The 16172-nt window shown below is 67.7% G+C and carries 12 protein-coding genes; 5 read left to right on the top strand and 7 right to left on the bottom strand.

The features are described from left to right. Positions 1 to 7 precede the first annotated feature (7 nt). Genes ceoB through MMB92_RS05625 form a run of 3 tightly spaced genes read right to left on the bottom strand, consistent with a single transcriptional unit; the run spans position 8 to position 5364 of the window. Complete coding sequence (ceoB, locus tag MMB92_RS05635) at positions 8 to 3208, bottom strand: multidrug efflux RND transporter permease subunit CeoB (RefSeq protein ID WP_006484500.1); 3201 nt, start codon at positions 3206 to 3208, stop codon at positions 8 to 10. A 45-nt stretch (positions 3209 to 3253) separates the two neighbouring features. Continuing rightward, entirely contained in the window at positions 3254 to 4471 is a 1218-nt protein-coding gene (ceoA, locus tag MMB92_RS05630; RefSeq protein WP_277562590.1) for a multidrug efflux RND transporter periplasmic adaptor subunit CeoA, read from the bottom strand. Between the two features lie 32 nt (positions 4472 to 4503). After that, positions 4504 to 5364, bottom strand: a complete 861-nt coding sequence (locus MMB92_RS05625) for an alpha/beta hydrolase (RefSeq protein WP_006484499.1) — start codon at positions 5362 to 5364, stop codon at positions 4504 to 4506. A gap of 174 nt (positions 5365 to 5538) precedes the next feature. Between MMB92_RS05625 and ceoR the strand changes: the two genes are divergently transcribed. Beyond that, positions 5539 to 6543 (top strand): putative multidrug efflux transcriptional regulator CeoR, encoded by a 1005-nt coding sequence (gene ceoR / locus MMB92_RS05620; RefSeq protein ID WP_006484497.1) that lies wholly within the window; start codon positions 5539 to 5541, stop codon positions 6541 to 6543. 416 nt (positions 6544 to 6959) lie between these two features. Next, on the top strand, positions 6960 to 7253 hold the full coding sequence (locus tag MMB92_RS05615) for a DUF4148 domain-containing protein (protein WP_006491979.1): 294 nt from the start codon (positions 6960 to 6962) through the stop codon (positions 7251 to 7253). A 218-nt stretch (positions 7254 to 7471) separates the two neighbouring features. On the opposite strand, the gene MMB92_RS05610 is transcribed toward MMB92_RS05615, so the two are convergent. The 3 genes from MMB92_RS05610 to selD all read right to left on the bottom strand — a co-directional run bounded on the left by MMB92_RS05610 (position 7472) and on the right by selD (position 10521). Next, a complete protein-coding gene (locus tag MMB92_RS05610; RefSeq protein WP_006494232.1) occupies positions 7472 to 8551 on the bottom strand; it encodes a purine nucleoside permease in 1080 nt (359 codons plus the stop codon). A 230-nt stretch (positions 8552 to 8781) separates the two neighbouring features. Then, positions 8782 to 9375 (bottom strand): LysE family transporter, encoded by a 594-nt coding sequence (locus MMB92_RS05605; RefSeq protein WP_006484492.1) that lies wholly within the window; start codon positions 9373 to 9375, stop codon positions 8782 to 8784. 81 nt (positions 9376 to 9456) lie between these two features. Next, positions 9457 to 10521, bottom strand: coding sequence for a selenide, water dikinase SelD (selD, locus tag MMB92_RS05600; protein ID WP_077021868.1), 1065 nt, complete (start codon positions 10519 to 10521; stop codon positions 9457 to 9459). A 114-nt stretch (positions 10522 to 10635) separates the two neighbouring features. On the opposite strand from selD, the gene MMB92_RS05595 reads away from it, so the two are divergent. Next, the gene (locus MMB92_RS05595; RefSeq protein ID WP_006484481.1) at positions 10636 to 11472 is read left to right on the top strand and encodes a DMT family transporter; all 837 of its coding nucleotides are present in this window, start codon (positions 10636 to 10638) and stop codon (positions 11470 to 11472) included. Between the two features lie 160 nt (positions 11473 to 11632). Here MMB92_RS05595 and MMB92_RS05590 read toward each other — a convergent pair whose 3' ends face one another. Then, positions 11633 to 13141 carry a PLP-dependent aminotransferase family protein gene (locus MMB92_RS05590; RefSeq protein ID WP_277562589.1) on the bottom strand — a complete coding sequence of 503 codons (1509 nt, stop codon included), beginning with the start codon at positions 13139 to 13141 and terminating at the stop codon, positions 11633 to 11635. Between the two features lie 120 nt (positions 13142 to 13261). Here MMB92_RS05590 and MMB92_RS05585 point away from each other — a divergent pair, with 120 nt between their 5' ends. Both MMB92_RS05585 and gabD read left to right on the top strand, forming a co-directional pair. After that, on the top strand, positions 13262 to 14551 hold the full coding sequence (locus MMB92_RS05585; RefSeq protein ID WP_060263351.1) for a 4-aminobutyrate--2-oxoglutarate transaminase: 1290 nt from the start codon (positions 13262 to 13264) through the stop codon (positions 14549 to 14551). Positions 14552 to 14641: 90 nt separating this feature from the next. Next, positions 14642 to 16111, top strand: coding sequence for an NADP-dependent succinate-semialdehyde dehydrogenase (gabD, locus tag MMB92_RS05580; RefSeq protein ID WP_012493582.1), 1470 nt, complete (start codon positions 14642 to 14644; stop codon positions 16109 to 16111). Positions 16112 to 16172 lie beyond the last annotated feature (61 nt).

Below are 16172 nucleotides of genomic sequence, written 5' to 3'. Positions count from 1 at the left end.
TCTATCCTCAAGCATCGGAAGCCGACGCACCCGACGGCGACACGCCATAACCCGCCGAGTCCTTGCCGGCGACGTGAATCTTGCCGCCCGCGAGCGTGCGCAGCACGACGTAGAACACCGGCGTCAGCATCAGCCCGAACAGCGTCACGCCGAGCATCCCGAAGAACACCGCGACCCCCATCGCATGACGCATTTCCGAACCCGCGCCGGTCGACGTGACGAGCGGCACCACGCCCATGATGAAAGCGATCGACGTCATCAGGATCGGGCGCAGCCGCAGCCGGCTCGCCTCGATCGCGGCCTCGAGCGGCGTCCTGCCGTCGTGTTCGAGCTCGCGCGCGAATTCGACGATCAGGATCGCGTTCTTCGCCGACAGCCCCACCAGCACCATCAGGCCGATCTGCGTGAAGATGTTGTTGTCGCCCTGCGTGAGCCACACGCCCGTCAGCGCCGACAGAATGCTCATCGGCACGATCAGGATCACCGCGAGCGGCAGCGTCAGGCTTTCATACAGCGCGGCGAGCACGAGGAACACGAGCAGCACGCTGATCGGAAACACCCACATCGCCGAATCGCCCGCGAGGATCTGCTGGTACGTGAGGTCGGTCCACTCGAAGCGCACGCCGCGCGGCAGCGTCTCGTGCGCGATGCGCTCGACCGCGGCCTGCGCCTGCCCCGACGAGAAGCCGGGCGCCGGGCCGCCGTTGATGTCGGCCGCCGTGTAGCCGTTGTAGCGCACGACCATTTCCGGGCCGAACGTCGGCGTCACGGTGACCAGCGACGACAGCGGCACCATCTCGCCCTTGTCGTTGCGCGTCTTCAGTTGCAGGATGTCGTCCGCGCGCTGGCGGAACGGCGCATCGGCCTGCACGCGCACCTGGTACACGCGTCCGAAGCGGTTGAAGTCGTTCACGTACAGCGAACCCAGATACACCTGCATCGTGTTGAACACGTCGGTCACCGGCACGCCGAGCTGCTTCGCCTTCACGCGATCGAGATCGACGTTGAGCTGCGGCACGTTGATCTGGTAGCTCGTGAACAGCGGGCCGAGTTCAGGCGCCTGCTGCGCGCGCTTGATGAAGTCGTTGGTCGCATCCGACAGCTTCGCGTAGCCGACCGCGCCGCGATCCTCGATCTGCATCTTGAATCCGCCGAGCGTACCGAGGCCGAGCACCGGCGGCGGCGGGAACACCGCGACGAACGAATCCTTCATCGCGCCGTACTTCTGGTTCAGCGCACCCGCGATGGCGCCGGCCGACAGCGCCTTGCCGTGCCGTTCCGCGAACGGCTTGAGCGTGACGAACACGATGCCCGCGCTCGAGCTGTTGGTGAAGCCGTTCACCGACAGCCCCGGGAACGCGACCGCGCTCTCGACGCCCGGCTGCTTCAGCGCGATCGAACCCATGTCGCGGATCACCTTCTCGGTGCGGTCGAGCGACGCACCGTTCGGCAGCTGCGCGAACGCGATCAGGTATTCCTTGTCCTGCGCGGGCACGAAGCCGCCCGGCACGACCTTCGACACGAGCACCGTCGCGCCCACCAGCACGAGATACACGCCGAGCATCAGCGTCTTGCGCGACAGCACGCCGCGCACGCCGCGGCCGTAGTTCTCCGCCCCGCGATGGAACACCTTGTTGAAGCCGCGGAAGAAGCCGCCGAGCACGCGGTTCATCACACGCGTGAGCCAGTCTTCCTTGTCGCCGTGCCCCTTCAGCAGGATCGCGGACAGCGCCGGCGACAGCGTCAGCGAGTTGAACGCCGAGATCACCGTCGAGATCGCGATGGTCATCGCGAACTGCTTGTAGAACTGGCCGGTCAGGCCCGACATGAACGCGAGCGGCACGAACACGGCGACCAGCGTCAGCGCGATCGCGATGATCGGCCCGCTCACTTCCTGCATCGCCTTGTAGGTCGCCTGCCGCGCGTTCATCCCGTTCTCGATGTTGCGCTCGACGTTCTCGACGACGACGATCGCATCGTCGACCACGATCCCGATCGCGAGCACCATCCCGAACAACGACAACGCGTTGATCGAATACCCGAACGCGAGCAGCAGCGAGAACGTGCCGATGATCGACACCGGCACCGCGATCAGCGGAATCAGCGACGCGCGCCAGGTCTGCAGGAACACGATCACGACGATCACGACCAGCGCGATCGCTTCGAGCAGCGTGTGCACGACGGCCTTGATCGACGAGCGCACGAACTGCGTCGGGTCATAGACGATCTTGTAGTCGACGCCCGCCGGCATGTCCTGCTTCAGCTCGGCCATCGTCTTGCGCACCTCGTCCGAGATCTGCAGCGAGTTCGCGCCCGGCGACTGGTTGATCGCCATCGCGACGGCCGGCTTGTTGTCGAGCAGCGAGCGCAGCCCGTACTCGGACGCGTCGAGCTGGATCCGCGCGATGTCGCGCAGGTGCGTGACGCCGCCGTCCGGCGTCGTCTTCACGACGATGTCGCCGAATTCGTCTTCCGTCTGCAGACGGCCGCGCGCGTTCACCGACAGCTGCAGCGGCGTGCCGGGCAGCGACGGCGATGCGCCGATCACGCCGGCCGCGACCTGCACGTTCTGCTCGCGGATCGCCTGCACGACGTCCTCGGCCGACAGCCCGCGCTGCGCGACCTTCTGCGGATCGAGCCACACGCGCATCGCGTAGTCGCCCGAACCCCACAGCTGCACCTGGCCGACGCCCTGGATCCGCGACAGGCGATCCTTCACGTTGATCAGCGCGTAGTTGCGCAGGTAGGTCATGTCGTAGCGGTTGTCCGGCGAGATCAGGTGGACCACCATCGTCAGCGTCGGCGAGCTCTTCACCGTGGTGATGCCGAGCCGCTGCACGTCTTCCGGCAAGCGCGGCAGCGCCTGGTTCACGCGGTTCTGCACGAGCTGCGTGGCCTTGTCCGGATCGGTGCCCAGCTTGAACGTGACGGTGATCGTCATGTTGCCGTCGCTGTTCGCCTGCGACTGCATGTAGAGCATGTCCTCGACGCCGTTGATCTGCTCTTCAAGTGGCGACGCGACCGTCTCGGCGATCACTTTCGGGTTCGCGCCCGGGTACTGCGCCTTCACGATCACCGAAGGCGGCACGACTTCCGGATATTCCGAAATCGGCAGCAGGAACATCGCGATCACCCCGCCGAGCAGGATGATCACCGATAGGACTCCTGCAAAGATCGGCCGGTCGATAAAGAATTTGGAAATGTTCATGGGTTGCTCTGTCTGGTTGAACGCGGATGCGAAGCGGCGCGCCGCTTACGAATCCGCCTTCGCCGGTGCGGCCGGCTTCGCGGTGCTCGCGAGCGGCGCGGACGGCGCATCGCCGCCCGTCATCGGGACCATGTGCGGCTTCACCTGCTCGCCCGGACGCACGCGCTGCGTGCCGTTCACGACCACGCGGTCGCCGGCCGACAGCCCGCTCACGATCACGCGCCGGTTGCCGTGCTGCATCCCTTGCTGCACTTCGCGATACGACACGCGGCCCTGCTGGTCGACGACGAACACGAACTTCTTGTCCTGGTCGGTGTTGATCGCCGCGTCGTCGACGAGCAGCGCCTCGTGCGGCGCGCTGCCACCCACCTTCACGCGTGCGTAGAGGCCCGGGACCAGGGTGCCGTCCGCGTTGTCGAAGCGTGCGCGCACGCGGATCGTGCCGGACGACGTGTCGAGCCGGTTGTCGACCGAATCGATCTCGCCGCTGCGCGAGTAGCCGGTTTCGTTCGCGAGGCCGAGCTCGACCGGCACCTTGCGGCCGCTGCGCGCGCCGTTGATGTATTGCAGGTAGGTCTGCTCGTCCGCGTCGAACGACGCGTAGATCGGCGACACCGACACCAGCGTCGTCAGCGGCGCGGCCGACGCGCCGGCCGACACGACGTTGCCGAGCGTGATTTCCGCGCGCGACACGCGGCCCGACACCGGCGCGGTGATGCGCGTATAGCCGAGATTGATGCGCGCCGTTTCCAGCGCGGCTTCGGCGGCCTTCAGGTTCGCGTTCGCTTCGCGCGCCGCGTTCTGCTTCTCGTCGTAGTCGCGCTTCGCGATCGCGTTGTCGCCGATCAACCGCTGCGCGCGCTGCCAGTCGGTCTGCGCGTAGCCGTTGCGGGCCTGCGCGGCCGCGAGCTGCGCGGCGGCGCGATCGACTTCCGCCTGGTACGGGCGCGGGTCGATCACGAACAGCACGTCGCCCTTCTTCACGAGCGCGCCGTCCTTGAAGTTCACCGCGACGATCGTGCCCGACACCTGCGGGCGCACGTCGATTTTCTCGACCGCCTCGAGGCGGCCCGAATAGCTTTGCCAGTCGGTCACGGTCTGCGGCACGACGGTCGCGACGTCGACTTCGGGCAGCGGCGCCGCCGCTTTCTCGGGGGCGTTCGCGCTCACGCGCATCGCGCCGAACGTGCCGAGGCCGACGACGGCGAGCGTGACGATCGCCGCGGTCGCGATTCGGGAACGGGAGGTGCGTAGGATGGCCATGTGGATCTCCAGTAAGCGTGGATTGGTTCTGGTTATTCGGGACGGTTCGGCTGGCGGGCCTGGAAGCGGCACTGGAAGAAGCGCACGGCTTCCTCGAATGCGGCTTCGTGCGTGGCGAGCGCGGCGTGCGTGATGTCCGGGTAGCGGATCACCTGCGTGAGCACGCCCGACGAGATCAGGCAGCCCGCATAGTTCTCCGCTTCGACGTGCAGCACGTCGTTCTGCGCGGTGACGACGAGCGTCGGCGGCAGCCCCGCGAGGCGCACCGATTCGATCGGCGCCGCGTACGGGTGCATGCGCTGCGCGGCCTGCGGCAGATACGCGCGATAACAGGCCGCGCATTCGCGCGCGGTGATGTCGGACGCGAGGCGCTCGGCGTCGCCGATGCGCGTCATGCTCGGGTCGAGCATCGGCCCGAACAGCGCCTGCGCGGCGATCGACACTTCGCCGCGGTCACGTGCGATGAAGGCGAGGCAGTTCGCGAGCTGGCCGCCCGCGTCGTGCCCCGCGACCCCGATCTTCTTCGGGTTGCCGCCGAACGCGCGGGCGCGCGTCGCGGCCCACACGGCGGCGCGATACGCATCCTCCGGCGCGGCCGGAAAAGGAAAGGCCGGCGCGAGCGAATAATCGACCGATACTACGAGAGCTGGTAAGCGTTCTGCTAAAAAACGCGCGGCGAAATCCGCGTCTTCGAGCGAACCGCGGACGAAGCCGCCGCCGTGGAAATAAAGCACTACTGGCAACCCGGTCTTGTCCGGGCGGCGGTAGAGACGCAGCACGATGTCCTGCGCGTAGCCGGGAATTTCCACTTCGGCAACCGTCAGCGCCGCGCCCGCTATGGCTTGCGCGGGCAGCGCGGCTTTCAGGAATTTGCTGAATTCAGAAGCGTCCATGACGATGCAGCATCCATTTCGAGATGGAACGAATTCTGGGTCCGGCAGACATTGGGATAAATGCCTATAATCCGGCAACACAATTCAACGCCCCCGAACAATCCGAGGCTGCGTTTACCCACGAGGTAGCGCAGCCTTCTTGTTCCGGCGGCAAATTAAATTGCGGAGGTTGTGATGGACCGGCTTCAGGCCATGCAGGTGTTTACTCGCGTCGTCGATACAAGCAGCTTCACCAAGGCAGCAGAAACGCTCAGCTTGCCGCGAGCGTCCGTCACGACGATCATCCAGAATCTCGAAGCATTCCTCGGCGTGCGGCTGATGCACCGGACCACGCGCCGGCTCTCGCTCACGCCGGACGGCGCCGCGTACTACGAACGATGCGTGCGGATCCTCGCGGACGTCGAGGAAACCGAAGCAAGCTTCCAGGCCAACAACCGGAAGCCGCACGGAAAGTTGCGTATCGACATGCCGGGCTCGATCGGGCGGCTGCTCGTGATTCCGTCGCTGTGCGAATTCCATACGCGCTACCCGGACATCGACCTGCAACTCGGCCTGTCCGATCGGCCGGTCGACCTGCTGCAGGAAGGCGTCGACTGCGTGATCCGCGTCGGTGCGCTGCAGGACTCGTCGCTCGTCGCACGCCGCGTCGGCCTGTTCGAATGCGTGACCGTCGCGTCGCCCGATTATCTCGAGCGCCACGGCGAGCCGCAGACGATCGACGACCTGAACCAGCACAAGGCCGTCAACTACTTCTCGAGCCGCACGGGCCGCACGATCGACTGGACCTTCCTGATCGACGGCAAGGAAGTCGAGATGAAGATGGAGGGCATCGTGTCGGTAAACGACGCGGATGCGTACGTGACGTGCGGAATCGAAGGCTTCGGGCTGATCCAGCCGCCGCTGTTCATGGTGCTGCCGCACCTGCGCGAAGGCCGGCTCAAGGAAGTGCTGCCCGGCGTCAAGCCGTTGCCGATGCCGATTTCGGTCGTGTATCCGCACAGCCGCCATCTGTCGCCGAAGGTGCGCGTGTTCGTCGACTGGGTGGCCGAAGTGTTCGACCGTTGCCCGCTGCTGAGCGGCAAGGGCAGCCTCGACGCGACGTGCAGCAAGCGCACGTTCGAGGAAGCCGAACGCGCGCCGGTGCTCGATACGCCGGTCATCAACGAGTGGGTCGCGTAATCGCCTGACCTCCGCGCGCGGGCCGGACGGCCCGCGCGTCATCCCGCCTGAGCGCCGCCCGGCACGTCTGTCAAGCGCGGTGCCCCGATCCTTCCCGAATCCGCAGTAAACCTTTGCGCGACCCGCGGCAATCGGCCGCGTGCGTCGTCGCGGGTCGTTGCGCGTCGCCGTCGCGCATCCCGGCGAAGCCCGCGCCGCGGGGCTCCCGGCCATTTCCGCATAACCCTGCCGGCGGTGCGGATGACGATTGTTCCACTGACACGACAATTCAATTCGCGTCTGCCGCATTTATCGCACCGGAACAGATACCTAGAGTAAACCCTGTCGCGCACCTCGTTGCGCATCGAACAGATCCCGCCTGGCGGGACCGGAGTCAGCGCTCGAGCGCCAGCTCCGACATCTCTAGGAGTGACGCCATGAACCGCCGCCATCTTCTCTCGGCCCTTGCTCTCGCGCTTGCGGTGTCCGCACCGGCCTTCGCCGATTCGGGTACCCCGCATGCCGGCGACTACGGCAACACGTCGTGGTACTCGCAACACAACGGCCCGCGGACGCGCGCCGAAGTGAGCGCGGAAGTCGTGCAGGCCCGCAAGGACGGCACGCTCGCATACCTGCGCAAGGCGACTTCGTATCCGCAAGGGCTCGAACTCGCACAAAGCCCGTATCGCTCGACGCCGGAAGGCAACCAGCTCGCCGGCGGGGGCCGGTAAACGCGCGACGCCGCGCGGCGGGTTGCCCCGCGCGCGGCGTTTCGAACGACTTTGTCGACGACTCGCCGAGTCAGTTAGTTGCAGGAGCACATGATGAACGATCAACTTCCTTCGCCGCTCGATCACTGGGACGACACCACGCCGGTCTGGACGCCGTTCCGTTCGGCCCCGCAATCGCATTGACTGCGTTGACCGCCGGCTGAGTCATCGTCCGGCCGTCAACGACGCGGCACGCCGTCGCGCCATTCGCCCCAGTGCGTGACGATGTCCTGCACCAGCGGATTGCCCGCGCGGTACAGGTTTTCGGTCGCCGGGGCGAAGCCGCCCTGGTCCGCGTAGTTCAGCAGGTTGTCGGCGCTCGTCTGCCCCGCGTACGGCCGATCGAAATCGGACCCGGTGCGCAGCACGGCCACACGCGACAGGTCGACCCGCTTCACGCTCGCCGCGCGCTTGAGCGCTTCATACGTCGCGTTGTCCTCCTGCGCGGTCATGCAGTAGGTGCCCTTGCCGTCCGTCAGGATCTTGGTCCACTGACGCGCGCGCTCGCCGATCAGCGTGCCCGAGAACCACGTGTTGCCCGATGACGTATCGCACTGGATCACCGTCGGCGGCCGGTTCGCCGGCGCATACGTGAACTTCGCGCGCGCAGCCTGCGCCTGGGCGCTATCGGCGAGCACGACGTTGCGCGACAGCGCGTACGCGGCGTCGGTCAGCTGCGGGTTGAGCTGGAACACTTCGGTGCGATAGTCGAGCGGCGGCTTGTCGTTCGGGCTCTTCGTGTTGATGCCGAGAAAGCCGGTGTTCCACCCGGCCGGAATCTCGCGCGCATCGAGCTCCCACTGCAGGCTGAAATCGACGAGGTATTTCGACCACGCGGCCGATCCGACCGTGCCCTGTGCGGGGTCGACACCCGCGATGCCCGAGATCAGGAAATAGGTGCGGCGCAGATCGAAGCGTGGCGAGAACGTGAGCGCCATGATCGTCGCCGACGCGTTCGCATAGCCCATCCCGGTCGTGACCACGCACACGTCCTGCTTGTTGCAGTGGACAGCCGGATAGTCGGGCGACAGGCCCGGCACGGTGATGTCGCGCCACGGGCCGAGCCGGTCGAGCCATGCCTGGCCTTCCGGGCCGAACATCGTGATGATCATGACCTTGACCGGGCGGCCATGCGAGCCGGTCTCGGCGAATGCTGCATTGCCTGCATCGTTGCCCTGGTTGTCCTGCGCGATCGACGGCGCGGTCGCACAGGCGGCAAGCGAGAATGCGGCGGCGGAAAGGATGGAGCGAGTCAGCATCGGCGTTCCTTGTTTCGGTGATGTTGGGTGAGAACGGCTCTCGGAGACTGCGCGACGAGTATAGAACGGGCGTACGCGATGCGGAACCCGACTACGAAACGGCTGGCGGTGTTTCGTGCGAACGGAGGCGTGTTGCGCGACGGAAAATCGCGCATTCGTCGCGGCCTTGCAAACATCAGGAATGCTATCGGGTTCGTCGCCGTGCGCGACGTCGGCCGCTTCGCGCCGCGCTACACGCGCATCAGCCCCGCGACGCCGTAGCCGAGCACGACGAGTGCGGCGACCCCATGGCTCGCCGCGAGCCACGCTGGCGATTTCACGAAACGCCCGATCGCGCTGCCGCCGAACGCGAACACGAGCTGCCCGGCGAGACTGCCCGCGAACACGCACGCGGCGCCGAGCAGCCAGTGCCGATGCGCGCCCGCGGCAGCGGTCGCATAGCCGTAGAACAGCAGGATGGTCAGCGGGTTCGCGAGCGTGACGAAGAACATCGACATGAACGGGCGATTGCCCGGCGGCGGCGGGACGTCGCCATCGAGCGTGCGGCGCCGGTCACGCAGCGCCTGCCACAGCATCCGCGCGCCCATCGCGAGCAGCACGCACGCACCGACCATGCGGAACAGCGACAGATGCGACGCGAGCGTGCCCGCGAGCAGCGCGCCGATGGTGAACGCGACGACCGCATAACAGCCGTCGGCAGCGGCCACTCCGATCGCCGCGCGCACGCCGGTCGCCGTGCCGGCGCGCATGCCGTAGTTCGCGATCATCAGCGCGACGGGCCCGACCGACAGCGCGATCATCAGCCCGAACAGGAAGTCGTTCATCGGTCGTCGATGGCATCAATACCGTCGATGGAAGGCATCGATTCCAGCGACGTCGAAACGATACGCGGTATGAATCCGGCGTCAGGCGACGTCGACGCGTGCGGGCCCGTCCGCCATCTCGCCGATCACGGCCGCGCGGTCGAAGCCGTCGGCACGGAAGCACGCGAGCACGTCGTCGACCGCCTCCGGCGCGCACGCGACCAGCAGCCCGCCCGACGTCTGCGGATCGGTCAGCAGCGCCTGCGCGACGGGCGGCAGCCCGTCGGCGAGCCGTACGTCGGTGCCGTACGCGGCCCAGTTGCGGCCCGATGCGCCGGTGAACACACCATCGGCAACGAACGTCTCGACGCCCGCGAGCCACGGCAGCGACGCATAGTGCACGCGCGCGGTGAGCTGCGCGCCGCGCGCCAGTTCGAGCGTATGGCCGAGCAGCCCGAAGCCGGTGACGTCGGTCAGCGCATGCACGCCCGGCAGCGCGGCGAGCTCGGCGCCCGGCCGGTTCAGCTTGGTGGTCGTCGCGACCATCTGCGCGTAGCCGTCGGCGTCGAGCTGGTTCTTCTTCAGCGCGGCCGACAGCACGCCGACGCCGAGCGGCTTGCCGAGCACGAGCACGTCGCCCGCGCGCGCGGCCGCGTTGCGCTTCACGCGCGACGGATGCACGACGCCGATCGCCGCGAGCCCGTAGATCGGCTCGACCGAATCGATCGAATGACCGCCTGCGACCGGAATGCCGGCATCCGCGCACACCGATTCGCCGCCGCGCAGCACGGCCGCGATCGTCTCGTGCGGCAGCACGTTGATCGGCATGCCGACCAGCGCGAGCGCGAGGATCGGCTTGCCGCCCATCGCATAGACGTCGGACAGCGCGTTGGTGGCCGCGATGCGGCCGAAGTCGAACGGATCGTCGACGATCGGCATGAAGAAATCGGTGGTCGCGACGATCGCCTGCTCGTCGTTGAGCCGGTAGACCGCCGCGTCGTCGGACGTCTCGGTGCCGACCAGCAGATCCGGGAACAGCGCGGGCGGCGTCGCGCGCTTGAGCAGCTCGGACAGCACGCCCGGCGCGATCTTGCAGCCGCAGCCGCCCCCGTGCGACAGGCTCGTGAGGCGCGGAACGGCAGGCTGGGCTTGGGTGGCTTCGGTCATCGTCGGCATCCGGTGAATAACAACGTTCTATTATCGACAATTCCGCGCGAGCGCGCCCGATACCCACATAATTGACGGCGCTGCCCGCTCCCGCCTTCGTCCGCCCGTTCGTTCATGGATCACTTCTTCATCGGCCTCGTGCTGTGCTCCGCGCTGCTGCACGCCATCTGGAACGCGTTCCTCCACGTCAGCGAAGACCGGCTGGTCCAGCTCGGCACGATGTCGCTGCCGTATCTCGCGTTCGGCATCGCCGGCGCCGTGCTGCTGCCCGCGCCGGCGCCCGCCGCGTGGCCGTACGTCGTCGCGTCCGCCGTGCTCGAGGTCGCGTACTGTTTCACGCTGGCGCGCGCGTACCGCAACGGCGAATTCGGGCAGATCTATCCGATCGCGCGCGGGATATCGCCGCTGCTCGTATCGGTCCTCGCGCTCGCGATGCTGCACGAACGGCCGACGCCGTTCGGCTTCGCGGGCATCGCGCTCGTGTCGTTCGGCATCATGTCGCTCGCGCTGCGGCGCGGCTTGCGGTTCTCCGGCGAAGGCGTGCCGTATGCGCTGCTCACCGGCGTGTTCATCGCCGCGTATTCGATCTGCGACGGGATCGGCTCGCGCGTGTCCGGCAGCGCGCTCGGCTATATCGCGTGGGTGTATCTGCTGTGGAGCGTGCCGCAGCTCGTGCTCGTCTGCGCGGTGCGCGGCGGCCCGCGCGCGGTGCTCGGCTCGCGCACCGCGCTCACGCAGGGCGCGATCGCCGGCACGATCTCGCTCGCCGCATACGGGATCGTGATCCTCGCGTATCGGCACCTGCCGGTCGCGACCGTGTCGGCGCTGCGCGAAACGAGCTCGATCTTCGCGGTCGCGATCGGCTGGTTCGTGATGCGCGAGCGGCCCGGTGCGCAGCGGCTCGCCGCCTGCGCGCTGGTGGTCGCGGGCGCGGCGTTGATCCGGCTTTAAACAGCGGGCCAGCGGCCGCCGCTGACGCTGCCGGACGCGTCGAACCGGCTCCACGCGAATCCGCGCATCGGCGAACGTCTCGCGCGTCGCGGCACACGCCTGTTCCCCGCACCGCGGGCAGCACGATTCGGCCCGCCGGCGGCGCGGCTGTCCGTCCGCCTCACACCGCCGCCGGCACCTTGTCGAACGCCCGCTCGTCGATCGCCTCGGCAAGCGTCGCGAACGCGGTCGCGATCTCGTCTTCCGGCACGCACGCATAGCCGAGCAGCAAACCCGATGCGGCACGCTCGCGATCCGCGTAGTACCCGGACAGCGGCCGCACCACGATGTTGCGTTCGAGCGCGGCCTGCGCGACCGCGCGATCGTCGACGCCGGCCGGCAATTGCGTGACGAGATGCAGCCCGGCGTCGCTGCCGAGCGCGTGCAGCGTATCGCCGTAGCGCCGCGCGACCGCGTCGAGCAGCACCTCGCGGCGTTGTCCGTACAGCGTGCGCATCTTGCGGATGTGCGACACGAAGTGCCCTTCCGCGATGAATTCGGCGAGCACGGCCTGCTGCAGCAGCTGCCCTTCGCGATACAGCTCGGCGCTCGCGGTCGCGAAACTTTCCGCGAGCGGCTCCGGCGCGACCAGATAGCCGACCCGCAGCCCCGGGAACAGCGTCTTGCCGAAACTGCCGACGTAGATCACCTGTCCGGCCGTATCGAGCCCCTGCAGCGACGCGAGCGGCCGGCTGCCGTAGCGGAATTCGCTGTCGTAGTCGTCCTCGATGATCCAGCAGCCGTGCTGGCGCGCGTATTCGAGCAGCATCCGCCGCCGCGCGAGGCTCATCACCATCCCGAGCGGATACTGGTGCGACGGCGTGACGAGCATCAGCTTCGGCGGCTCGGCGAGATCGGCGGCCGACGGCGCGATGCCTTCGTCGTCGACCGGAATCGGCCGCGTGGTCAGCCCCGACACGTTCAGCACGCTGCGCACGCCCCAGTAGCACGGATCTTCGGTCCAGATCGCGTCGCCCGGGTCGGTTAGCAGCCGCACCGCGAGGTCGATCGACTGGTGGATGCCGGTCGTGATCACGATCTGCTCGGGCGTGCAGCGCACCGAGCGCGACGTGCGCAGGTAGTCGGCCAGCGCCTCGCGCAGCAGCGCGAGCCCGCCGCCGGGCGCGTAGGTCAGCAGGTCGGGGCGCAGGCGCCGCCAGTACTTGTTGTGCAGCCGCGTCCACACACGCGCCGGAAATCGCGACACATCGGGCACGCCCGGCATGAACGCGCCGCCCTGGCGCTTCGACACGCCGGCGCCTTCGACGAGCCGCGTGCCGCGCGCGGACAGCCGCCGTACGGACGGCGTCACGACGGCCGGGCCGGCGCTCGCGTCGGGCGGCGCGCCGACGATCTCGTCCGGCGCGCTGTCGGCGACGAACGTGCCGCGCCCCGTCGCCGAGTTCACATAGCCTTCGAGCGCCAGCTGTTCGTAAACCTGCGTGACCGTGTTACGCGCGATCCCGAGCTCGGCGGCCAGCAGCCGCGACGACGGCACACGCGTGCCGGCCGGCAGTTCGCGCGACAGGATCGCCTGTTGCAGCAGCCGGTGAAGCTGCCGGTAGATCGGCTGTTCGCCGCCGCGCACGAGGCGCTGCGCCAGCCAGTCCGACAACACGCTCGCGCGCATGATTGGCTCCTGAATATTTATCGAAATGGCTCTGATTGCCAGAGCCAAATGTGATTATAGTCGCCTCCATGGGCTGCCAAGGCGCCCGATTTCCTACCCACCGGACAGAACATCAAGGAGATGACCGTGAAGAATGCCGACCTGCAGGCCCGCAAGAACGCCGCCACCCCGCGCGGCGTCGGCGTGATGTGCGATTTCTACGCCGCCCGCGCCGAGAACGCGGAGCTGTGGGATGTCGAAGGCCGCCGCTTCATCGATTTCGCCGCCGGCATCGCGGTGCTGAACACGGGCCACCGCCACCCGAAGATCGTCAAGGCGATCGCGGATCAACTGAACAGCTTCACGCACACCGCTTACCAGATCGTCCCGTACGCGTCGTACGTCGAGCTGGCGGAAAAGATCAACGAACGCGCGCCGGGCGACTTCCCGAAGAAGACCGCGTTCTTCACGACCGGCGCCGAAGCCGTCGAGAACGCGATCAAGATCGCGCGCGCGGCGACCGGCCGTCCGGGCGTGATCGCATTCTCGGGCGGCTTCCACGGCCGCACGATGATGGGCATGGCGCTGACCGGCAAGGTCGCCCCGTACAAGCTGAACTTCGGCCCGTTCCCGGGCGACGTGTTCCACGCGCCGTACCCGAACGCACTGCACGGCGTGACGACGGCCGACTCGATCAAGGCGATCGAGATGCTGTTCAAGGCCGACATCGATCCGAAGCGCGTCGCCGCGATCATCTTCGAACCGGTCCAGGGCGAAGGCGGCTTCAACCCGGCGCCGGCCGAATTCGTGCGCGCGCTGCGCAAGATCTGTAACGAACACGGCATCCTGCTGATCGCCGACGAAGTGCAGACGGGCTTCGCGCGTACCGGCAAGCTGTTCGCGATGCAGCACTACGACGTGCTGGCCGACCTGATCACGATGGCGAAGAGCCTCGCGGGCGGCATGCCGCTGTCGGGCGTCGTCGGCCGTGCGGACGTGATGGACGCAGCCGCCCCGGGCGGCCTCGGCGGCACCTACGCGGGCAACCCGCTGGCGGTCGCGTCGGCGCACGCGGTGCTCGAGATCATCGACGAAGAGAAGCTGTGCGAGCGCGCGACGCAACTCGGCGACGTGCTGAAGGCGAAGCTGAACGCGCTGCAGGCCGACGTGCCGCAGATCGCCGACGTGCGCGGCCCGGGCGCGATGATCGCGGTCGAATTCCTGAAGCCGGGTTCGGGCGAGCCGGATGCCGAATTCACGAAGCGCGTGCAGGCGCGTGCGCTCGAGCGCGGCCTGCTGCTGCTCGTGTGCGGCGTGTACTCGAACGTCGTGCGCTTCCTGTTCCCGCTGACGATCCCGCAAGCCGTGTTCGACGAAGCGCTCGTGATCCTCGAGGAAGTGCTGAAGGAAACGGTCGGCGTGCCGGCCTGAGTTCCCGTCCGTTGCAACTGAATGCGCCGCCGCCGTCGTGAAGACGGCGGCGGCCGTTTTCATCCGTCCTTTTCGAAGCAGGTGATTCATATGAGCACTGTTCAGGAAACCCTGGCACTGAAAGATCCGTCGCTGTTCCGCCAGCAGGCGTACGTCAACGGCGAATGGCAAGGCGCGACGAACGGCGAGACGTTCGACGTCCGCAACCCGGCCACCGGCGGCCTGCTCGGCACCGTGCCGGCGATGGGCGCGGCCGAGACACGTCACGCGATCGACGCCGCGAACGCCGCCTGGCCGGCATGGCGCAAGAAGACCGCGAAGGAGCGTGCGGTCATCCTGCGCAAGTGGCACGACCTGATGATGGAAAACGCCGACGACCTCGCGCTGATCCTGACGACCGAGCAAGGCAAGTCGCTGGCCGAAGCGAAGGGCGAGATCGGCTACGCGGCGTCGTTCCTCGAATGGTTCGCCGAGGAAGGCAAGCGCGTGTACGGCGACACGATCCCGACGCCGGCGAGCGACAAGCGCATCGTCGTGACGAAGGAAGCGATCGGCGTATGCGCGGCGATCACGCCGTGGAACTTCCCGGCGGCGATGATCACGCGCAAGGTCGGCCCGGCGCTCGCGGCCGGCTGCCCGATCGTCGTGAAGCCGGCCGAGGCCACGCCGTTCTCCGCGCTCGCGATGGCGGTGCTCGCCGAGCGCGCGGGCGTGCCGGCCGGCGTGTTCAGCGTCGTCACGGGCGACCCGAAGGCGATCGGCGGCGAGCTGACGTCGAACCCGATCGTGCGCAAGCTGTCGTTCACGGGCTCGACGCCGGTCGGCCGCCTGCTGATGGCGCAATGCGCGGCGACGGTCAAGAAGGTGTCGCTGGAGCTCGGCGGCAACGCGCCGTTCATCGTGTTCGACGACGCCGATCTCGATGCGGCCGTGCAGGGCGCGATCGCGTCGAAGTACCGCAACAGCGGCCAGACGTGCGTGTGCACGAACCGCTTCTACGTGCACGAAGCCGTATACGACCAGTTCGCGCAGAAGCTCGCGGCGGCCGTCGGCCAGCTGAAGGTCGGCCGCGGCACGGAGCCGGGCGTCACGCAGGGCCCGCTGATCAACGAAGCGGCCGTGCTGAAGGTCGAGGCGCACATCGAGGACGCGCTCGCGAAGGGCGCGACCGTCGTGACGGGCGGCAAGCGCCATGCGCTCGGCCACGGCTTCTTCGAGCCGACCGTGCTGACGGGCGTCACACCGGCGATGAAGGTCGCGAAGGAAGAAACGTTCGGGCCGCTCGCGCCGCTGTTCAAGTTCGGCAGCGACGACGAAGTGATCCGCCTCGCGAACGACACCGAGTTCGGCCTCGCCGCGTACTTCTACAGCCGCGACATCGGTCGCGTGTGGAAGGTGGCCGAAGCGCTCGAATACGGGATGGTCGGCGTGAACACGGGCCTGATCTCGAACGAAGTCGCGCCGTTCGGCGGCGTCAAGCAGTCGGGCCTCGGCCGCGAAGGCTCGCACTACGGCATCGACGACTACGTCGTGATCAAGTACCTCTGCCTGGCCGTCTGACGGTTCGGGGCCGGTCGCTTCCCGGCGACAGGCCCTCGCCGCCCGGCCGGAACCGGGCGGC

It is taken from the genome of Burkholderia sp. IO2 (genome assembly GCF_029522185.1).
In the GTDB taxonomy this organism is placed as follows: domain Bacteria; phylum Pseudomonadota; class Gammaproteobacteria; order Burkholderiales; family Burkholderiaceae; genus Burkholderia; species Burkholderia cenocepacia.
Note: the sequence above shows the minus strand (reverse complement) of the source record. Positions and strands in the feature narration are given on the sequence as shown.